General features: G+C 39.1%; 21 protein-coding genes. 8 read left to right on the top strand and 13 right to left on the bottom strand.

The genetic code is table 11. The annotated features are described in order from the left end of the window. Positions 1 to 131: 131 nt before the first annotated feature. A complete protein-coding gene (locus tag B9N62_RS02605) occupies positions 132 to 476 on the bottom strand; it encodes a hypothetical protein (RefSeq protein ID WP_087584246.1) in 345 nt (114 codons plus the stop codon). A gap of 3 nt (positions 477 to 479) precedes the next feature. Further along, positions 480 to 1,802 carry an NFACT RNA binding domain-containing protein gene (locus B9N62_RS02600; RefSeq protein WP_087584245.1) on the bottom strand — a complete coding sequence of 441 codons (1,323 nt, stop codon included), beginning with the start codon at positions 1,800 to 1,802 and terminating at the stop codon, positions 480 to 482. Between the two features lie 233 nt (positions 1,803 to 2,035). Here B9N62_RS02600 and B9N62_RS02595 point away from each other — a divergent pair, with 233 nt between their 5' ends. The 3 genes from B9N62_RS02595 (at position 2,036) to B9N62_RS02585 (ending at position 5,973) form a co-directional block, all read left to right on the top strand. Continuing rightward, positions 2,036 to 4,147 (top strand): TonB-dependent siderophore receptor, encoded by a 2,112-nt coding sequence (locus B9N62_RS02595; protein ID WP_087584244.1) that lies wholly within the window; start codon positions 2,036 to 2,038, stop codon positions 4,145 to 4,147. 84 nt (positions 4,148 to 4,231) lie between these two features. Beyond that, positions 4,232 to 5,497 (top strand): 3-isopropylmalate dehydratase large subunit, encoded by a 1,266-nt coding sequence (gene leuC / locus B9N62_RS02590; RefSeq protein ID WP_087584243.1) that lies wholly within the window; start codon positions 4,232 to 4,234, stop codon positions 5,495 to 5,497. A gap of 8 nt (positions 5,498 to 5,505) precedes the next feature. Beyond that, complete coding sequence (locus tag B9N62_RS02585; protein WP_087584242.1) at positions 5,506 to 5,973, top strand: hypothetical protein; 468 nt, start codon at positions 5,506 to 5,508, stop codon at positions 5,971 to 5,973. 65 nt (positions 5,974 to 6,038) lie between these two features. Here B9N62_RS02585 and B9N62_RS02580 read toward each other — a convergent pair whose 3' ends face one another. Next, positions 6,039 to 6,293 carry a SemiSWEET family transporter gene (locus tag B9N62_RS02580; protein WP_087584241.1) on the bottom strand — a complete coding sequence of 85 codons (255 nt, stop codon included), beginning with the start codon at positions 6,291 to 6,293 and terminating at the stop codon, positions 6,039 to 6,041. A 131-nt stretch (positions 6,294 to 6,424) separates the two neighbouring features. On the opposite strand from B9N62_RS02580, the gene B9N62_RS02575 reads away from it, so the two are divergent. The 5 genes from B9N62_RS02575 (at position 6,425) to B9N62_RS02555 (ending at position 11,243) form a co-directional block, all read left to right on the top strand. Then, a complete protein-coding gene (locus B9N62_RS02575; RefSeq protein WP_087584240.1) occupies positions 6,425 to 6,913 on the top strand; it encodes a DUF7832 domain-containing protein in 489 nt (162 codons plus the stop codon). A 105-nt stretch (positions 6,914 to 7,018) separates the two neighbouring features. Beyond that, entirely contained in the window at positions 7,019 to 7,594 is a 576-nt protein-coding gene (locus B9N62_RS02570; protein WP_087584239.1) for a molybdenum cofactor guanylyltransferase, read from the top strand. Continuing rightward, positions 7,584 to 8,552 (top strand): phospholipase A, encoded by a 969-nt coding sequence (locus B9N62_RS02565; protein ID WP_374188099.1) that lies wholly within the window; start codon positions 7,584 to 7,586, stop codon positions 8,550 to 8,552. The genes B9N62_RS02570 and B9N62_RS02565 overlap by 11 nt, the downstream gene beginning before the upstream one ends. 166 nt (positions 8,553 to 8,718) lie before the next feature. Continuing rightward, the gene (locus B9N62_RS02560) at positions 8,719 to 10,113 is read left to right on the top strand and encodes a GntP family permease (RefSeq protein WP_087584238.1); all 1,395 of its coding nucleotides are present in this window, start codon (positions 8,719 to 8,721) and stop codon (positions 10,111 to 10,113) included. Beyond that, positions 10,110 to 11,243, top strand: coding sequence for a glycerate kinase family protein (locus tag B9N62_RS02555; RefSeq protein ID WP_087584237.1), 1,134 nt, complete (start codon positions 10,110 to 10,112; stop codon positions 11,241 to 11,243). The genes B9N62_RS02560 and B9N62_RS02555 overlap by 4 nt, the downstream gene beginning before the upstream one ends. A gap of 315 nt (positions 11,244 to 11,558) precedes the next feature. Here B9N62_RS02555 and B9N62_RS02550 read toward each other — a convergent pair whose 3' ends face one another. The 10 genes from B9N62_RS02550 to B9N62_RS02505 all read right to left on the bottom strand — a co-directional run bounded on the left by B9N62_RS02550 (position 11,559) and on the right by B9N62_RS02505 (position 19,246). Then, positions 11,559 to 12,623, bottom strand: a complete 1,065-nt coding sequence (locus B9N62_RS02550) for a tyrosine-type recombinase/integrase (RefSeq protein ID WP_087584236.1) — start codon at positions 12,621 to 12,623, stop codon at positions 11,559 to 11,561. Between the two features lie 76 nt (positions 12,624 to 12,699). After that, complete coding sequence (locus tag B9N62_RS02545; RefSeq protein WP_087584235.1) at positions 12,700 to 13,560, bottom strand: AMIN domain-containing protein; 861 nt, start codon at positions 13,558 to 13,560, stop codon at positions 12,700 to 12,702. Between the two features lie 5 nt (positions 13,561 to 13,565). Next, positions 13,566 to 13,748, bottom strand: coding sequence for a hypothetical protein (locus tag B9N62_RS10945; RefSeq protein ID WP_180378667.1), 183 nt, complete (start codon positions 13,746 to 13,748; stop codon positions 13,566 to 13,568). Positions 13,749 to 13,852: 104 nt separating this feature from the next. Beyond that, positions 13,853 to 15,103, bottom strand: a complete 1,251-nt coding sequence (gene eno, locus B9N62_RS02535; RefSeq protein ID WP_087584234.1) for a phosphopyruvate hydratase — start codon at positions 15,101 to 15,103, stop codon at positions 13,853 to 13,855. After that, positions 15,103 to 16,200: a recombinase RecA gene (recA, locus tag B9N62_RS02530; RefSeq protein ID WP_002940852.1), complete on the bottom strand. Its 1,098-nt coding sequence runs from the start codon at positions 16,198 to 16,200 to the stop codon at positions 15,103 to 15,105. The genes eno and recA overlap by 1 nt, the downstream gene beginning before the upstream one ends. A gap of 63 nt (positions 16,201 to 16,263) precedes the next feature. Continuing rightward, complete coding sequence (locus tag B9N62_RS02525) at positions 16,264 to 16,752, bottom strand: addiction module antitoxin (protein WP_087584233.1); 489 nt, start codon at positions 16,750 to 16,752, stop codon at positions 16,264 to 16,266. 8 nt (positions 16,753 to 16,760) lie between these two features. Then, positions 16,761 to 17,558: a UDP-N-acetylmuramate dehydrogenase gene (locus B9N62_RS02520; protein WP_087584232.1), complete on the bottom strand. Its 798-nt coding sequence runs from the start codon at positions 17,556 to 17,558 to the stop codon at positions 16,761 to 16,763. Continuing rightward, positions 17,555 to 17,824 carry a flagellar biosynthesis protein FliQ gene (gene fliQ / locus B9N62_RS02515; protein WP_223155459.1) on the bottom strand — a complete coding sequence of 90 codons (270 nt, stop codon included), beginning with the start codon at positions 17,822 to 17,824 and terminating at the stop codon, positions 17,555 to 17,557. The genes B9N62_RS02520 and fliQ overlap by 4 nt, the downstream gene beginning before the upstream one ends. Beyond that, positions 17,821 to 18,636 (bottom strand): menaquinone biosynthesis family protein, encoded by an 816-nt coding sequence (locus B9N62_RS02510; protein ID WP_230853817.1) that lies wholly within the window; start codon positions 18,634 to 18,636, stop codon positions 17,821 to 17,823. The genes fliQ and B9N62_RS02510 overlap by 4 nt, the downstream gene beginning before the upstream one ends. 112 nt (positions 18,637 to 18,748) lie before the next feature. Further along, on the bottom strand, positions 18,749 to 19,246 hold the full coding sequence (locus B9N62_RS02505; protein WP_087584230.1) for a chemotaxis protein: 498 nt from the start codon (positions 19,244 to 19,246) through the stop codon (positions 18,749 to 18,751). Positions 19,247 to 19,251: the final 5 nt, after the last annotated feature.

Raw genomic sequence — 19,251 nt, 5'->3', positions numbered from 1 at the left:
TGAGTCAGAGTGAATTTTAAAAAGTTTTTCTTTATCATTTACTGCGTTAAAAATTTGAAGGAGGGTTAGGTGTTGGGGAGGGTATCACTGACTTGAGATGTAGCATTTGTAGGACTGGGGCATTTCAAGTATCAAATAGTTATGTCAAGCATATGATGTTCGCTAGGCGCTATTTCCTCACTATCTACTATATCGTCCAAATTTTCCTCGTCACTATCTCTTGAATTTTGTTTTTCACTCTCAAACTCACTTGCCTCTTCTTCATTTTTTTGGCGTTCATGCTCCTTTTCGGGGTCTATTTTATAAGACTCTTCCATCGGACGCACCTCTTTTATCTCTTCACTTTGTTGCGAGGCAAGCTCAGCTGCCATCAAAGACTGCATATCAAATCTGGCTTGTTGATTTGCATGCACTTGAGATACCACTGGGGCATTTTGATTTATAAAGTTACTATTTCCTAAAGGTGTTACAGCCATCTTTTAGCCTTTATTTATGATGATAGTTTTATACTTCGTATAAGTGACATTTGCACCATTTTCGCGCCTTAAATTTTCACGTTTGGTATAGTCTATCTCGTACCTGCCAGCTCCCTTTACGCTAAATTCTACGCAGAATTTAGCTGCCATTTCTAGCACATCTTCAGGCACCCTACTCTTGTTTGTCTTGATGATGACATGGGCGCTCGGGGCGTCTTTTAGATGAAGCCAGATGTCATCTTTTTTAGCAAGATCAAGCAAATTTATATTACCTTTTTCATTTCTACCAACTAGTATTTTAAATTCTCTAACGTAAAAAATTTCAGCATTTTCACTCACATCTTTTACGTGGCGTTCTCTTTGTTTTGCCTTGTTTTTTGGACTTAAAATTTCAAGCTCATAAAGACTGTTCGCTTCTTTTAAGAGGGATTTTAATCCTTCAAAAAACTCGATTTTTTCTTTTAAATTTTTCTTTTCTATCTCCACGCCAATGGCTTTTGTACGAAATTTTTTTGATCTTGTGTAAAATTCATTTGCGCTGTTTTTTGGGGTATCGCTAAGAGTTAGTTTTATCTCATTGTCATCAAAATCTTTCAGGCAAATTTCTCTCTCATAACCCTTAAAATTTCCCAAATTTGCAAGCAAAAGCGATCCTAAATTCGCAGATTCCTCACTCTTTCTCATCAGCTCATCTTTGTCTTCAAGTGAGTTTAAAATTTCGCTCATGCTATCTATCTTTTTTTGCACACTTGCAAGCTTCGCCTCTTTTAAGCTAGCTATCCTGGACTCATTTACTCTAGCCGCTTCGCTTTTAAAAAACTCGTCAAAGTCCGTTATTTGCTCACACGGCTTTTCTTTTATCTCGATGGCTGGTAGCTCTTTTAAAATTTCTCCAGTTTCTATTTTACGGTAGCTATTATCTATATGTCTTAGTGTCTCGATTATCACGTTGTTTTCGTCAGTGATCACAGCATTTGTAAAGCGGCCAGTAAATTCAAGATATAGGATAAAATTTTCACTTTTATATGAGCCACTTTGCGTGCAGATAAATTTTAAAATTCTATTATCTTTTAAGCATTCAACGCTTTTTATATGCGAGGCATTAAAGCGCTTTTTTAGGACATTATCAAATGGTGCTTGATAGATTTTTGCTTCTTTTAGTTCGTCATCTTTGTAGATAGCGGAGTTTGATTTGTTTAGATCAAAGATAATCTTCTTGCCATTAAATTCGATCAAAATAGCCATATCATTAATGCGTTTTGCTTGGTTTATCTTTGTAAAATTTGATAAATAACCTGCTATTTGAACTAAATGTGCGTACTTCATGTAGGGATTATATCAGAAATGTTGCAAAAATGTTTTAATAAAAGTATTATCGCTAGCTATGACAAGAATAGTAAAAATCTGTTTTCTGATCCATGTTTAATTTTTACAAATATTTTGTTTGTAAAGTTATTAAAATATAAATTTTTCGTAAATTTTTTCATAAAAATTTAAAATATATTTTTATATAATGATAACTATTTTTATAATATTAAATTTTCTTTAAGGGATGATAAATGAATAAATTTCGCATTAGTGCGGTGCTTTGTTTTGCCATTTCTGCTTTAAATGCTACTGATGTAAGCTTGGATGGGATTAGCGTTGAAGATAGCGCAGACGATGGATATAGAGCCACAACGAGTGAGGTTGGTAAAACAAATACGCCTATCTTAGAGATCCCACAGACGGTAAACGTCGTAACCTACCAGCAGCTAAAAGATAAAAAGCCAGAAACTCTAGCCGAGAGTCTTCAAAACGTGAGCGGCATTAGCTACGCAAACTCGACTGGAGGGATATTTGATGCGGTTTTAAAGCGTGGATTTGGCAAAAACAGAGATGGGTCGATCATGAGAAATGGTACTCCAGCTGGCGTTAGACATAGTTTTAATGCAACCGTACAAACAGTAGAGGTGCTAAAAGGACCAGCTAGTTTGCTTTACGGCGTGCAAGACCCTGGTGGCATCATGAATCTAGTCACCAAAAAACCGCTTTATGACTTTAGCAATGAGATTTACGCTGGCGCTGGCAACAACCACTACTATAACTATGGCTTTGATAGCACCGGACCTATCGGAGAAAGCGGCTTTGCGTATAGATTTATTTTCGATCAAGGCGGAAAACACTACTGGCGAGAGTATGGTAAATTTAAATCCGTGCTTGTAGCCCCAAGCCTCAGCTACAAAGGCGATGACTACCGTATCGACGCTACCTACTCATACGGACGCTACACCGATCCGCTTGACCGCGGTAGCTACATGGTGACAAACAAAACTGCCGCATATAAAAACTGGGACGGGAAATTTCTACTAAGTGATCCAAAAAAGAGGCTCGATGAGAAATTTAACGAGATAAAGGGCGAAATTCACACGTTTGATGTCGGTTTTGAGAAAAATTTGAGCGAAAATTGGCTTTTAAAAGCAAACTACGCCTTTACAAGATCGATGCACGAGTACGGACAAATGAGGGTTAGAAATTTTGCTCCAGCAACCGGCTTAGTCACTAGAGAGAATTCCTACTATCGCGATTTTGAACACAGAACTCACGCTGGTGGGGTAAATTTAAACGGTATAGTTGAGACCGGCCCCATCTCGCACAACCTAATAACAGGCGTGGATCTAAAAGAGGAGCTTCGCCGCAGGGCAAATTCTTATAGAAGTCAAGGCGGAGTAAATAACGTAAATTTATACAACCTAGCCTTTGGCACCGCCTCTTTAGTAAAAACGCCAAATCAAAACGACAAACAATACCAAAGGATACGCAGCATCGGCACATACGTGCAAGATAATATAAATTTAACTGAAAATTTGATCTACGCTCTTGGCTTAAGATATGAGTACTACGATCAGCTTGGTGGCAAGGGCGAGCCATTTAAAACAGCCACCGACAGCCACGATGGCAAGCTGATATATCAAACTGGCCTAGTCTATCTACTAAACAAAGAGTGGTCGGTATATGCAAACTACGCTCAAAGCTTTAAGCCGCAAATATCTATGAATGACGATCTTGGCTCGCTAGATCCTGAAGAGGGCAATTCTATCGAGTTTGGAAGCAAATTTCAAAACGATAGCATTACAGCTACCGCAGCTATTTTTGATATCAAAAAGAAAAACGTAGCCTATAGCCTAAACAACATCACTTACGCAAGTGGCGAGGTGCGCTCACGTGGCTTTGAGCTAGACGCGAACGGCAAAATAACAAAGGGGCTTACTTTAGGGACCAGCTACGCCTATACAAAGACAAAGACTCTAAAAGACGAGGAGAACACTTGGAAGGTTGGCAAGCCATTTGACGCCACACCAAAGCACCAGGCAAGCTTGCTCGCAAACTACGACTTTACACACCTTGGCTTAAAGGGCTTTAGGCTAGGCGGTGGGGCTAGATACTTTGGCTCATGGTTTGCCTACTCAAATTCTGGTGACGCGTACAAGATGCCCCATGCTGTGACTTATGACGCATTTGCAAGCTACACAACTAAAATTTCAGGCTATGAGACAAATTTTCAGCTTAATGTGAAAAATTTGACTGATAAAATTTACTACACATCTTACAACTCAGAGAGTAAAAATATCCTAGCCATCGTGCCAGGCTATGCTCGTCAGTTTATGCTAACAGCTAGCGTTAAATTCTAAATTTACTAGGCCTTTTGGCTTAGTAAATTTTCTTTAAATTTAGCAATTTTCGTTAAAATCGCCTCAAAAATTTAAAGGAAATTTATGAAACAAACTATCACCGAGAAAATATTTTCAGATCACGTTGGCAAAGAGGTGGGCGCTGGAGAGATCATCGAAAGTAAGATCGATATGATCATAGGCAACGATATCACGACGCCTATTTCGATCAAGCAGTTTGAGCGAAGTGGTGCGACAAAGCTAGCCAATCCGGACGGCTTTGCCATCGTTATGGATCACTACATCCCGACAAAGGATATCCTAAGCGCAAATCAAGCCAAAATTTCACGCGAATTTGCCTACAAACACGACCTTAAAAACTATTTTGATGAAAAAGATATGGGCATTGAGCATGCACTTTTGCCTGAAAAAGGGCTAGTCATCCCAGGCGACGTCATCATCGGCGCAGATAGCCACACCTGTACACACGGTGCTCTTGGAGCATTTAGCACCGGCATGGGCAGTACCGACCTAGCTTATGCGATGATCACTGGTAAAAACTGGTTTAAAGTGCCTGAGAGCATTAAAGTCATATTTAAAGGCAAGCTTGATAAGCACGTCTACGGCAAGGACCTTATCCTTGAGATCATCCGCCAAATAGGCGTTGATGGCGCACTTTATAAGGCGCTTGAGTTTAGTGGCGAGGTGATAGAGGGTCTTAGCATGGATGATAGATTTTCAATGTGCAACATGGCGATCGAAGCGGGCGCAAAGAGCGGTATCATCGCGGTTGATGAGATCACAAAAGAGTTTTTAAAAGATAAAAATTTACGCGATAAACCAAAATTTTTCTACTCAGACGAGGGCGCAAAATATGACAAAATTTTAGAGATCGATGTTACAAACCTTGATCCAGTCATTGCATATCCATTTTTGCCAAGCAACGGCAAGAGCGTAAGACAAGCGGTTCGTGACGATTTAGCTATTGATCAAGCATTTATCGGTTCATGCACAAATGGCCGCCTAAGCGACCTTCGCATAGCAGCGCAAATCCTAAAAGGCAAAAAAGTAGCCCGCAAAACAAGGCTTATCATCACTCCAGCGTCACAAAAGATCGCAAGGGCTGCCGAAAAAGAAGGCTTAATCGACATTTTCATCGAAGCAGGAGCGGTTGTGAGCAATCCAACTTGTGGCGCTTGTCTTGGCGGATATATGGGAATTTTAGGTGCAAATGAGCGCTGCATCTCGACGACAAATAGAAATTTCGTAGGACGTATGGGTGATAGAACGAGTGAAATTTATCTAGCCAACTCAGCAGTTGTAGCGGCCTCAGCCATAGCAGGTAAAATTGCCGATCCAAGGGACTTATAAAAAATAATATGGATAGTTTGATATCTGACTTATTGAAAATTGTACTTGGTGTAGTCCTAACAATGTGTGCGCAATGGGTGTACGCTAATCTAAACACAAAAAAAGAGAAAAATAAACTCAGGCGACAAAAGCTAGAGGAAGCGTTTATTATAGTTGGGGATATTTTAGGGGGAATACATTACAAAGTAGCTTTGTTAATAAATCCAAATTTAAATATAGAAAATCCAAAATTTGAAATTGGTAAATTACACTCGCTTATCAGTTTTTACGCACCAGAACTGGAAGGGGACTATAAGAATTTTATGTCTATATATCAAGAATTTATCCCACTTACTGCAACAAGATTTAGAACTTCAAGTGATGATAATAAAAGTATAAAAGAGATAATAGATGAACTAACAAAAATAGCCTTTTTGCTGAATTCAAAAGGTAATATAATCAAAGAAAAATTGACTAAAATAGCGCAAACACTATAAATTAGTTGTTGCGGCGAAGCGAATAATGTTTTATTGTAAAATCGCCGCAATATCTAAATGGTGTATTAAAACGCTGTTATAGTTGCTAAAAGACCAAAGATTATACCTGGGAAGTTTGCGGCAGAAAGTGGATAGTCTTTTTTAGCTTTTAATAGGCCGTAACTTGTCCAGATTGTGCAGTTTAGTGCGGCTGCCAGTGGCTGTATAAAAGGCGTCTTGTTGCCGTCAAGGTTGCCCATTATCTGTGGGATGTATGAAAAGTACATAACAACTGATAGGCACGTACCGATCCATCCTAAAATTTGTAGATTTTTTTTCACTCATTGCTTCTCCTTAAATAAAGGCGCCATTATATCTTTTTTAATCGTAGCAAGCAAATGGATAAAATGGCCATGATTTTTACTGCGATTAAGATGGTTTTAGTAAAATTGAGCATTTTAAAAGGATAAAAATGTCAGATATAGTATATGACAAAGCAAAATGGCATTGGGGTGCGAAAGATGCGCCGACTGATATACCACATGAAAACGGTGCGACACACATTGCATTTTTCTTTCGCTGGTGCATGGAACACAAATTTTATTCAAAGGAATTTGCAGTAGATTTTGCGGACGATATAGCACAGATGGATGAAAATTTTAACTATCGTCAGTATCTTTTTGACTCTATAGACGGCGTGCTCGGAAGTGCGGAGCTAAATACTGCTGGTAAAGCCTTTGCAAAAGCTTACTATACGACTGATCGGACAAAATTTGCTAAAATGTATGGTTGGTATTTGCAGGATTATACGGATTTTGTTTCGAAAAAATTTGGTGAAAAATACTTTGATAACGCCTATTTTTATATAGAAAACTCACAAGAAAACTATGCCTTGATCAAAGCTATTATTGATCGTCGCTACGAGGAATTTTTAACAATGAAAAGGGTAAAGCAGGCTTAAAATTTTACAAGTAGCATAAACAAAAATAAGTTTTTATCACATATTTTTGGTAGATCAAAGCCGCTTTTAGCTAAATTTAGCCTCATAACTTTCTTAAGGGAAAAGATGCAAACTTGCGTGATTTTAGCAGGTGGCAAAAGCTCGCGTATGGGGCAAGATAAGACACTTTTGCCATTTGGTGGTTTTAAGACGCTTACTCATTATGAGGTTGCGAAATTTAGCAAAGTTTTTGACGAAGTTTATGTAAGCTCAAAATTTGAGAAATTTAGCCCGCCACTAAAGCTTATAAAAGATGAAAATAGCAATAACTATTCGCCAATGCTCGCACTTTACTCTATTCTTAAAAATTTTGATCATAGCATTTTTGTGATACCAGCCGATATGCCATTTTTTGATCTTAAAAGCTTAGAGGAACTTGCTAAATTTAAAAATGAATTTGATATGGTTGTGGCTAGTGATAATGAGCACATTCACTCGCTTTGTGGTTTTTTTAGTCCAAGGCTTGCCACTTTGGCTCATGAGCTTTATTTAAAAAATGAGCATAAAATCGGACTTTTGAGAAAAAGCTGTAAATGCAAAGTCGTAAATTTTAAAGATAGTGAGCAGTTTTTTAACGCAAATTTCCCTGACGAATACGAAATGGCAAAGAAAATCCAAGAAAAGAAGATAGATGATGAGTAAAATTTTATTATTTTTAAGCCTTGGCCTTAGTTTTTTGATGGCAAGTGAGCTAGAAGATTTTAAAAGAGCACAAGAGCTGGAGCAAAGCGGCGACATAAAGGCTGCGATGCAAATTTATAAAGAGCTAGCCAAAAGCTCTTTAAACGAGCAAAACGCGATACAAAATTTGCAAGCAAGCAAGCCAGCGCCAAGAGAGGCGAAGCTAAAGCAAGCCGATCTTTTAAGAGAAGATAAAAGTGATAAAAATTTACAAAATGCACTTGGTATCGAGCTTTATAAATTTAACTACCTTTTGCCGGTAACTTATGCTAAAAATGTGCCAAACGATGAGCGAAAGAGCGTTGAAACTAAGTTTCAAATAAGCCTTGCAAAGCCGTTATTTTATGACCTATTTGGGTTTAGAGAGAGCCTTGTAGCAGCCTACACGCAGACATCTTGGTGGCAGATAACAAGAACTTCAGCGCCATTTCGTGAGACGAACTATCAGCCAGAAATTTTTCTAAATTTTGCTTCGCCAAAATATTTGGATCAAATAGGTGTTAAAAATCTAAAATTTGGACTTTTGCATGAGTCAAATGGACGAGATGGTAGCAATTCAAGAAGCTGGAATAGAGCTTATGTGCAAAGTGATTTTGTTTTTGGTAAGCTTAGCATTTCGCCAAGAGCTTGGATGGTAGTAGGCAATAAGGGTGATAATAAAGATATATTAAAATACATCGGGCACGGCGATGTAAGACTTAGCTACAACCTTAATGATCACATTTTTAGCCTAATGCTAAGAAATAACTTACATTTTGATAAAACAAATAAAGGTGCTGCTGAAATTTCATATATGTTTCCTATCTTCTCAACCGGAGTTTATGGCTATTTACAGTATTTTACGGGATATGGTGAGAGTTTGATTGATTATAATAGGCATACTGATAAATTTGGTCTTGGTTTTGTTATTTTAAAATAAGCTAAAAATTTTAAGCTTATAAAATGGCTAAATTTAGGCAAATAGTCATAAATTTACTCAAATATGTCAAAAAATTTTAATTAATCAAAAAACTTAAAAATATTAGAAAAAATACAAGCAAATTTTGCTAAAATCTTAAGCAAAATCTCAGAGCAAAGGAGTTTTTATGAGCGGAATCTCACTAATTGTCTGTTTTATTGTAGCCATCATACTTATGATCGTTATGATCTCTAAGCTAAAAGTGCATCCATTTTTGGCACTTATGAGTATATCTTTAGTTCTTGCGATCGTCGCAGGTATCGATCTATCCAAGATCCCAGCGATGATAGGTGTTGGCTTTAGTGGCACATTTAAGAGTATTGGTATCGTCATCATCTTTGGAACGATCATCGGTACCGTGCTTGAAAAAACGGGAGCTGCTTTAAAGCTAGCTGATATGGTCGTAAAGCTAGTCGGACAAAAGCGTCCAGAGCTTGCTATGCTCATCATGGGCTGGGTTGTTGGCATTCCGGTATTTTGTGATAGTGGATTTGTCGTTTTAAACTCTATTCGCGAGGCACTTTATAAGAAAATTTCAGCAAGCCCAGTCGCGATGTCAGTCGCTCTAAGTGGCGGCCTATACGCATCTCACGTCTTCATCCCGCCAACTCCTGGTCCAATAGCAGCTGCAGGAACACTTGGTCTTGGCGGAAATTTACTCCTTGTTATCATCATGGGAACAGTCGTTTCAGTGCCTGTGTTGATAGCTGTTTATTTCTTTTCAAAGAGTGTTGGCAAAAGCGTGACTATCAGCGACAAAGATGCTGACACTGCTATCACAGCTAGCTACGAAGAGCTTTTAAAGAAATTTGGCACGCTACCTAGTGGATTTTTGAGCCTTGCTCCTATCATCATGCCTATCATTTTTATGGCGATCGGCTCTATTGTCGATGTTTTGGCAAAACAAGGCATGTTTGATAAAACGGCTCTCTTGCCAAAGATACTTTTATTTTTAGGAAATCCTATCATTGCTCTTGCCATTGGCGTGATCTTTTGCGTATTTTTATTAGTTGAAGCCAGAAAGATAAGAGAATTTGACCACATCACGAACGAATCTTTAAAGATCGCTGGACCAATACTCTTTATCACTGCAGCTGGCGGTGTTTTGGGTAATGTCATCACTGAGGCCGGCTTTGTAAATTTCATAAAAGAAAACGCAACCGCCATAAAAGCGATAGGAATTTTCTTCCCATTCATTATCTCAGCTGTACTAAAAACCGCTCAAGGAAGCTCAACTGTGGCAATCATCACGACAGCGTCTATCATGGGCGCGTTTAGTGCTGATAACTCACTCATGCATACACTTAGCTTTACGAGTGAGCTTTCGGCTGCACTTTGTGTCATGGCGATAGCATCAGGTGCTATGTGTGTATCTCACGCAAATGACAGCTACTTCTGGGTTGTGACAAATTTTAGCAAGATGAGCGCAGAACAAGGATATCGTACACAAACAGCTATGACGTTTATAATGGGCATCGTTGGTATAATTAGCGTTTACATATTATCTTTGGTGCTTTTATGAGAATTTTAGTTGCGATTGATTCATTAAAAGGCTCGCTTAGCTCGCTTGAAGCGGGCCTTGCTGTAAAAGAAGGACTAGAAGAGATCGACTGTGAGGTCGTTGTCAAGCCTATCGCAGATGGTGGCGAGGGTAGTGTAGAGGCGATGGCTGATGCACTTGGTGCGAAATTTATAGATACGATAGTTAAAAATCCACTTGGAATTGAAATTTTAGCTAGATATGCACTAAAAGATGACCTTGCTATACTTGAAATGTCAAGTTCTTCTGGCCTTACACTCATAAATCCAGATGAGAGAAATCCACTAAAAACTAGCACATTTGGTTTTGGTCAGATGATAAAAGATGCCATTGCTAAAGGTGCTAGAAAATTTATCATAGGCATCGGCGGAAGTGCGACAAATGACGCTGGTACAGGCATGCTTAGCGCACTTGGCTTTAAATTTTATGATAAAGATGGTGCTTTACTTGAAGGAAAAGGCGAGAATTTAGCCAAAATTTATGAGTTTTCAGATGAAGAGGCGCTAAAAGAGCTAAAGGATTGCGAATTTTTAATCGCCTGCGATGTAGATAATCCGCTTTATGGCATGAATGGAGCAGCTCATGTTTATGCCCCTCAAAAGGGTGCAAATGGCCGTATGGTAAAAGAGCTTGATGATGGACTAAAACACTTTGCAACTCTTGTAAAAGAAAAGACTAATAGCAAATTTCACACACAAAAAGGTGCTGGTGCCGCTGGCGGACTCGGTTTTGCATTCGTGGCATTTCTAGGAGCGAAACTTCGCCCAGGTATTGAGATCATTACACAGACTATTGCACTTGAAGATGAGATCAAAAAGGCTGATCTAGTCATCACTGGTGAAGGTCGTATGGATTTTCAAAGCTCAATGGGCAAGACACCAACTGGGGTTGCAAAACTAGCAAAAAAGTATCATAAGCCAGTGATCGCATTTGCTGGAAGCGTGCAAAAATGCGCCAAAGATTGCCATAAAAATGGAATCGATGCCTATTTTTGTATATTAAATGAGCCAGTAAGTCTTGAAGAAGCGATGAGAAAAGATGTCGCGATTAGAAATTTAAAGATGACAGCAGAGCAGGCTGTAAGACTCTTTAAAGTAGCAAATAAACTTTGATGTTTAGCAGGCTGGTAAAATTTACTAGCCCTTAAATCTGATGATCGATTTATAAAAATGGCTATTGTTGGTTTGGGATATAAATTTAAAGGGTTTTATTAATCTCAAATATCAACTAGAGCTTTAAATTTTTTATTTCTTAGTTACTATTTGTTCTTAAATTTTGCCATCATTTTTTATTGTATTTATATGAAAGACGTTTTTAAATCCCAACAAATCTCACTACTAGGTGGACTTATCTAAATTTATAAATCACGTATAAGTTTTCTCATAAAGCTTTTTATTTATTATAGCTTTTGGCGCAAGAAGCGAAATCTACTCTCCCGCTAAATCCTCAGCCACTTTTGCAGCAAGTTTTAGTTTGTCGCTATCAAAGTGGGTATAAATTCTTGAGGTATTTAAGCTTGCATGCCCAAGCGTTTCTTGCACTAAAACCAGGTCTTTTTGCTTTTTGTAAAGCATCGTGGCAAAGGTGTGGCGCAGCATGTGAGCGCCATTTTTCTCTTTTCTAATACCAGCCTTAAAAAGGATCTGCTCTACTATGCGGCTTACGTAGGCTTGCGTCAGCCTGGTGCCTTTTTTGTTTATAAAAAGATAACCTTCTTTGTTGATGTAGTTTATTGCAATCGCATTTAGATGAGCTTCTATTAGGTGGCGCTTTATCATAACGATGCGGTATTTATTACCTTTGCCACAAATTCTAATGATAAAAAGATCACCATCTTCAGTGATATCTTTTCGCCTTAAGTTTAGGGCCTCACTTACACGAATGCCAGTAAAAATTATCGTTTTTATTATGAGCTTATTGCGATTTGAGTTTTGTTTAAAGTCGCTCTGCTCGATCGCATCTAGAAATTTCTTGACCTCATCTTCACCCATAAACTCGGGCAACTTTTGCCCTTTGTTGCCGCTCACTCCGCCCCAGTTTTTTAAATTTATATCAAAAACATGGGCCTTGCCATCCTCTTCGTTTTGTTTGTCTAAAAACGCAAAGAAATTTATCACTGAGATGCGGTAATTTTTCTTGCTAGCATCGCTTAGCCCGCCAGTCGTGCTAGCTAGTATTTCGCTTAACAGCTCTTCATCGATCTGCTTTAGGCTGCTAAGCTCGTAAAATTTCATCGTTTCATATATTTTTTTAAGCGGGTTAAAGTAGGTATTTATGCCAGTAAGTCCTGCATTTCTCGCGCCTTTTACCAAGCCATCAAGCTGATCAATGTTCTTTACCTCGCGGCTTAGAGCGTAATTCACACTTGCAAGTGCCTTTGGATCCCTAAGCTCTTTATTCGAAAGTGAGCTAAGTTTAAATTTGACGTAGCGGGTGAGCCAAAAAATAAATGAGTTTTCAAAATTATCTTTACAATCAAGTGGATATTTCAAACCAATAGCCTTAAAATTTTATTTTGAAAAGTATTATATTTGAAATTTTATAAAATCTACTCTTTTTAAAATTCAACTATAAAAGCTTAAGTAAATATCCATTTTCAGCGGCTTCAAGCTTATATTTATGCATCTTATCAAGCTCTAAAACCACTCTGAAATATTTATCGTGCCAGCCTATGATCACATTCTTAAAATTTTCATTTTCAAGTTTTAAGCTCTTAGTTTTAAAGCTTCTTGGCGGCCTTGCAAAGTCAAGAACAATCTTATTTTTCTCATAAGTAAAATGCTTTAAATTTTTAGCTTTTGTAGCGATTTTTAGCTCTTTGTCGTTGGCTTGAAAGCTTATAAAACCTAGAAATTTAACATCTTTTCCATTTTTTACACTATCAACTGGCTTTGTGCTAGGCTCAATCTTTATCTCGACTACCTTTTGTTCAGGCTTTATGTTAGTTTCTTTTGCTTTATCTGTGCTAAGATCGATCACTACAACATTTGGAGTTGGCATATCTGAGGTTTTATTTCTATCTTTATTTGAAATTTTAGTTTCATTTTTTTCTATTATCACAGGAGTGCTTACTTTTTGGCTAGGCATATTTGCCATTGTGACTGAAACATCTAGCTTTTTTGCCACGACTGGTTCTGGATTTTTTACCTTATTTAAAGCAAATTCATCGCTGTAATCGATAGTTTTATTTATATCAGCTAGTCTTTTTTCCTTTATAGTACCGTCATTTGCTCTATATCTTATGGTGACATCTAGTAAAAGTGCCGCATCGCTTGGAAATTTAAACGAAAGAGAATCAAATCTATCAAATTTTTCTATGATATTTGTTGTCATAACGCTTGTATTTAGCTCGCTAATAGGTATAAATGGGTTCTCTCTAGCAAAGACGCTTGCTGCAAATATAGATAAAACTAACCAAAATTTTTTCATCATTCCTACTTTTTATTAAAGTCTGGCTCAAGGCCTTGTAATTCAAAATAATCTTTTTGCAGACGTGCATTCATTTTTTTTAAAATTTCCACGTCTTCGCTAAGCCTCTCTTTTTTACTTTGAAGGCTTAGCATAACATCAAGTGAGCGTTTGCCAAACATCATATTGCCTACATAAAAAGCGAACATAGCCACACAAATGGTGGCTATGACATAGCGTAATGTTGGTCTAATGTATTTTAAAATTTTATGAAATATGCCATCAGTGTTGCCATATTCGTCTAAAATTTCGCTCAAATATTATCCCCTAAAAACTCTCCAGCCTCAAGTTCGATCTCAAGTAAGCGGTTGTATTTTGCGTTACGCTCGCTTCTTGAAGTAGCACCTGTCTTTATCTCGCCAGTGTTTAGTGCGACTGCAAAGTCAGCGATAAACGCATCTTCGCTCTCGCCGCTTCTGTGACTCATAACGCAACGGTAGCCGTTTCTTTGAGCAAGGCGGACGGTTTGCATAGTTTGAGTGACTGAGCCTATTTGATTTGGCTTGATTAAGATAGCGTTTGCGATCTTTTTCTCGATGCCTTCGCGTAAAATTTTCTCATTTGTGACAAAAAGATCGTCACCTACTAGCTGCACTTTGCTTCCAAGCCTTTTTGTAAGCTCAGCCCAGCCGCTCCAGTCGTCTTCACTAAGGCCATCTTCGATAGAAAATATCGGATATTTTTCACAAAGTTTTTCATAGTAGCTAATGAGCTCGTTGCTGCTAAATTTCTTGCCCTCAAGCTCGTATTTGCCATCTTTATAAAGCTCACTTGAAGCTACATCAAGCGCTAGCTTTATCTGACTACCAAGCTCATATCCAGCCTCTTTTACAGCTTGTGAGATGAGCTTTAGTGGCTCTTCATTGTCTTTTAAATTTGGAGCGAAACCACCCTCGTCACCAACAGCCGTGCTGTGTCCAGCTGCGTTTAGGATAGATTTTAGCTTGTGATAAATTTCAGTTGCAGCTCTTAGTGCCTCACTAAATGTGCTAAAGCCAAATGGCATGATCATAAATTCTTGAAAATCAACGCTATTGTTTGCGTGTGCGCCGCCATTTATGATGTTAAACATCGGCACTGGCAGTATGCTAGCGTTTGCACCGCCAAGGTAGCGGTAGAGTGGGATATTTAGGCTCTTTGCAGCTGCGCGAGCTACTGCCATAGATACGCCAAGAACTGCGTTTGCGCCTAAATTTGAATAGTTGTGTGTGCCATCAAGCTCAAGCATCTCTTCATCGACTGCTTTTTGGTTGTAGGCATCAAGGCCGATGATCGCCTCTGCGATCTTTTCATTTACGTTTGAAACAGCCTTTAACACGCCTTTGCCAGCGTATCTCTCGTCTTTATCACGAAGCTCGAGTGCCTCACGCTTGCCAGTGCTTGCGCCGCTTGGTACGATCGCGCTTGCCTCAGTGCCGTCGCTTAGTCTAACTGTCGCGCGGACTGTTGGGTTGCCCCTACTATCTAAAACCTCGTGTGCTTCTACATCTTCAATAAATACCATTATTCATCTCCTGCTTCGTTTGTGTCGTCGTCTTCGTCTTTTGCGCCGCTGCTTATTAGGTGGTCAATCCCCATTGAGCCTTTTATCGCTGCTACTATTTCGTCAGAAATTTCTGGGTGCTCTTTTAGGTAGGCTTTGGCGTTTTCTCTACCTTGGCCTAGTTTTTCGGCCTTGTAGCTAAACCATGCGCCTGATTTGTCGATGATGTCGAGCTTTACGCCATAGTCGATGATCTCGCCCTCTTTGCTCACACCCTCGCCAAACATGATGTCAAATTCAGCCACTTTAAATGGAGGCGCGACCTTGTTTTTAACGACTTTTGCTTTTGTGCGGTTGCCGATAGGCTCGTCATTTTGTTTAAGTGTGGCTATCTTTCTTACGTCTATTCTTACAGATGAGTAAAATTTAAGTGCATTACCGCCAGTTGTCGTCTCTGGCGTGCCATATCCCATCATGCCGATCTTCATACGAATTTGGTTGATGAAGATAACAGTTGTCTTCATCTTGCTTAAAATTCCAGTTAGCTTTCTAAGCGCCTGACTCATAAGCCTTGCTTGCAGGCCAACGTGCTGATCGCCCATATCGCCGTCTATCTCGCTCTTTGGAGTAAGAGCAGCGACGCTATCAACCACGATAAGATCGATCGCGCCACTTCTTGCAAGCGTCTCAACGATCTCAAGTGCCTGCTCACCAAAGTCTGGCTGAGAGACGTAAAGATTGTCAGTATTTACGCCTAAATTTGAAGCATATTTTACGTCTAGGGCGTGTTCTGCGTCGACGAACGCACAAATTCCGCCAGCTTTTTGAGCTTCAGCGATGATGTGAAGTGTGAGAGTAGTCTTACCAGAGCTCTCTGGTCCGTAGATCTCGATGATTCTGCCTTTTGGAACGCCGCCTATGCCAAGAGCTAGATCAAGTCCTAGCGAGCCAGTCGGTATCGACTCGATCGCCTCAACCTCTTTGTCGCCAAGTCTTAAAAGCGTACCTTTGCCAAAAGCTTTATCGATCTGCTTTAGCGCAAGCTCAAGCGCTTTTTTCTTGTCCGCTTCGCTCTCTGGGATAGCTATCTTTTTGTCACTATCTTTTTCTTTTGCCATTTTTTACCTTATAAGTTGAAATTTGGCTTGATTCTATCTAAAAAGAGATGAATTTTACTTGATTTATTCGCAAATTATAATATTTTCACCAAGCAGTGCAGCGCTATCAATAAGAGCAAAAAGCTGCTCTTTTTCAAACAAAAATCCATAAATTTGATCTTCGTTTTTCAAAATAGCAAGCTTAAGCGGCTCTACTAGCGAGCTTGAGCAAAGGTTTAAAAAAGCTTCATCGATACTGTTTTGCGAAAATTGGGGTTTTGTTTTGAAATTTTCATCTTTTATAAAAGAGAGAAATTCCTCTTGCGAGGTGGATTTATTAAATTTAAAAATTAGTTTTTCTTTTAAGGCTTGAGCCAAAATTTCATCAAATTTAACTAGATCGATGTGATTTTGAACGCCTAAAATTTTGGCAAAATTTAGTAAGTTTTTATCATAACTAGCCACATTTTTCTCATGCTCGCTTTGCGCCTTTTTAGCCCTATAAATGGCGTAAAACCCAATAGCTATAAATAAAAATGAAAGGGTAAAAACTTCGCTCAAAAACTCACTCATCATCGTCCTTATAAAATGCAAACTTCAGTCTTAAGCCCTACGCCAAATTTCTCTAAAACTCTAGCCTTTGCCAAATTTATAAGGCTAGTGGCGTCCTCAAAGCTTGCGTGGTTAAAATTTATCAAAAAATTCGCGTGCTCTTCGCTAAATTTCGCTCCGCCAATAGCGTATCCTTTTAGCCCGACCGCCTCAAGCAAAGCCCCTGCAAAGTGCCCCTCTGGATTTACAAAGCAGCTGCCAAAGCTAGCTCCTTTTGGCTGATTTGCCCTCTTGGCACTTATAGCTTCAGATATGCTCGCATCAAAGCCACTACAAAGCTCAAATTTAGCCCCCAAAATGACCTCATCTATGCCGCTGTGGCGGTAGCTAAAGCTTATCTCCTCTTTGCTCACCCAACCACGAGCCAAACGCACATGCGTGAGATTGTCGCTTATGCTAAATTTAAGCAGTCCAGCGTTCATTTTGATAAGTCCGCCAAGTGTGCCTGGGATATTTTTTAAAAACTCAAGGCCGGCGATGTTATTTTGCTTAGCAAAGTTGTAAATTTTGGCGGATTTTGTCGCAGCACCTATCTCAAGGTAAATTTTATCACCTAAGCATTCTAAATTTATATAGTCAAAGCTCTTGCCAAGCATCGCCATTTTTGGGGGATTTGGCGAGATAAGAAGGTTGTTGCCCCCGCCTATCATCACAGCGCCTAAAAAGTGAGGCGAGCTTAGATCTGCAAGGCTATTTACCTCGAAAATTTCATGCACGCCGCCTATCCTAACCGAGGTAAATTTAGAAAAATCAACGAGCCTCGTCACTGGATAAATTCCGGTATAAAATCAAACATACGAGTAGTAAACTCAACCATCATCGAGATCATCCAAGGCATCAAAAATATGATGACAACGACGACTAGCAAAATTTTTGGCACGAAGCTTAGCGTGGTTTCGTTTATCTGCGTGGTCGCTTGGAAAATGGAGATGATAAGACCTGCGATTAGGCCACTTAGCAGCATCGGAAGGCTGATGTAAAGGGCGATCTTAAAAGTTTCAACTCCAAGCGAGACAAGCGTACTTTGCATCAGCTAAACCTTACTTCGTTATATTCAGTTGGGATAAGATAGTCGTTTACGTCGATTGGCTTTTCAAAAAAGCCTTTATCGTAGCCTATTTGATAGAGCTTATTTAGCGCTTTTAGCTGCGTTTCGTTCATGCTTATTGACTCGTCATTTGCGTATAAATTTAGATACGTTTTTAGCTCGTCTTTGCCAACTCTTATTAAATTTCGCTCCATTAGCATGTGAGATAAAAATGGCTTGTGCGAAGTGGCGATCCTAACGGCCTCGCTAAGCACTCTCTCACACTCGATCGCGTCGGTTATGGGTAGGCTTCGTCTAAGCGCCATGCCGCCAAGTGGAAGCGGTAAATTTTCGCCGTTTAGCTCGCTCCAGATATCCCAAATTTCACGCTCGACGCAGAGTTTGTCAGAGAAATTTAAGATACTTTCATGTATGAGCACGCCAGCATCGACCTCGCCGCTAAGCACGGCATTTTCGATCTCTAAGAAATTTTTATAAACTATTCTCGCTTCTGGATAGGCTATGCGAAAGAGCAGGGCGTTTGTCGTGTTTTTGCCTGAGAGTGCAACCTTGAAATTTCGCTTTAGCTGCTTATCTTTTAGCTTGATAAGCTTTGGGCCATATCCTTTGCCAAAGCTCACCGCACAGCGTAAAAGTGCAAATTCATCGCAAATTTTTGGATAGAGCGCAAAGCTGATCGCCGTTGCCTCGTAAGTTCCCTTTAGCGCCTCTTCATTTAGCGTTTCTATATCAAGCGCCTTTGATGTGAAGGCTAAATTTTTACTGCTAACCCAGCCAAATTTGACCGCGGCATACATGAAAATATCGTCAGCGTCCGGCGAGTGAGCGACGTTTATGGTTTTTAGATTATGCAAAGATGATCCTTTTTTTGATTACACCATTTTAATGAAATTTATTTAAAATAAAGTTTTAAGGGCGGTTTTTAAACGATTTTACTAGCCTTGCCTCTTTGAAATTTAGCACGTATTTCACGTCTATGGCGTCTTTAGCACCTTTTCTTCGTGCTAGTAGCGTTGAGTAAAATGGATGCTTAAGCTCTAACATCTTAAATAGTTTTTGATCGCTATCTTCTTTTTTTATATTTTCAACGATTATTGTCGTTAAAAATTTGCCCTCAATCTCGTAAAATGGCCACACTATTACGCCTGTATCGCTTGTTTTAAAGTCCGTAATTTTAGATTTTTTAGGGATATTTAGCATGGAGATGATCTTTTTGTGAGGAATTTCTGCGTTTTGCACCGAGATCACCTTTACAAGCAGATCTTTTTTGACCCCGAGGCCATTTTGACTAAAGCGATAAACTCCGTCTTCAAGGATGCCAACCTTTTCAAAAGCGTTAGCATAGTTTGCGGAGGTGCAAGCAGTTAACAAAAGCGACAAAAACATTAAAATTTTTATAAATTTCATCTTTT

Origin of the sequence: Campylobacter concisus (genome assembly GCF_002165785.1) — a bacterium.
GTDB lineage: Bacteria > Campylobacterota > Campylobacteria > Campylobacterales > Campylobacteraceae > Campylobacter_A > Campylobacter_A concisus_W.
This window is presented reverse-complemented; position numbering and strand designations above follow the sequence as displayed.

Excerpts from the sequence above, each read along its gene's own strand:
- B9N62_RS02545 (WP_087584235.1), bottom strand. The coding sequence starts at position 13,560 with ATGAAAAAATTTTGGTTAGTTTTATCTATATTTGCAGCAAGCGTCTTT.
- B9N62_RS02525 (WP_087584233.1), bottom strand. The coding sequence starts at position 16,752 with ATGAGTGAGTTTTTGAGCGAAGTTTTTACCCTTTCATTTTTATTTATA.
- B9N62_RS02600 (WP_087584245.1), bottom strand. The coding sequence starts at position 1,802 with ATGAAGTACGCACATTTAGTTCAAATAGCAGGTTATTTATCAAATTTT.
- B9N62_RS02510 (WP_230853817.1), bottom strand. The coding sequence starts at position 18,636 with ATGTATGCCGCGGTCAAATTTGGCTGGGTTAGCAGTAAAAATTTAGCC.
- recA (WP_002940852.1), bottom strand. The coding sequence starts at position 16,200 with ATGGCAAAAGAAAAAGATAGTGACAAAAAGATAGCTATCCCAGAGAGC.
- leuC (WP_087584243.1), top strand. The coding sequence starts at position 4,232 with ATGAAACAAACTATCACCGAGAAAATATTTTCAGATCACGTTGGCAAA.
- B9N62_RS10945 (WP_180378667.1), bottom strand. The coding sequence starts at position 13,748 with ATGTTCGCTTTTTATGTAGGCAATATGATGTTTGGCAAACGCTCACTT.
- B9N62_RS02575 (WP_087584240.1), top strand. The coding sequence starts at position 6,425 with ATGTCAGATATAGTATATGACAAAGCAAAATGGCATTGGGGTGCGAAA.
- B9N62_RS02570 (WP_087584239.1), top strand. The coding sequence starts at position 7,019 with ATGCAAACTTGCGTGATTTTAGCAGGTGGCAAAAGCTCGCGTATGGGG.
- B9N62_RS02595 (WP_087584244.1), top strand. The coding sequence starts at position 2,036 with ATGAATAAATTTCGCATTAGTGCGGTGCTTTGTTTTGCCATTTCTGCT.
- B9N62_RS02560 (WP_087584238.1), top strand. The coding sequence starts at position 8,719 with ATGAGCGGAATCTCACTAATTGTCTGTTTTATTGTAGCCATCATACTT.
- eno (WP_087584234.1), bottom strand. The coding sequence starts at position 15,103 with ATGGTATTTATTGAAGATGTAGAAGCACACGAGGTTTTAGATAGTAGG.
- B9N62_RS02605 (WP_087584246.1), bottom strand. The coding sequence starts at position 476 with ATGGCTGTAACACCTTTAGGAAATAGTAACTTTATAAATCAAAATGCC.
- B9N62_RS02585 (WP_087584242.1), top strand. The coding sequence starts at position 5,506 with ATGGATAGTTTGATATCTGACTTATTGAAAATTGTACTTGGTGTAGTC.
- B9N62_RS02555 (WP_087584237.1), top strand. The coding sequence starts at position 10,110 with ATGAGAATTTTAGTTGCGATTGATTCATTAAAAGGCTCGCTTAGCTCG.
- B9N62_RS02565 (WP_374188099.1), top strand. The coding sequence starts at position 7,584 with ATGATGAGTAAAATTTTATTATTTTTAAGCCTTGGCCTTAGTTTTTTG.
- B9N62_RS02505 (WP_087584230.1), bottom strand. The coding sequence starts at position 19,246 with ATGAAATTTATAAAAATTTTAATGTTTTTGTCGCTTTTGTTAACTGCT.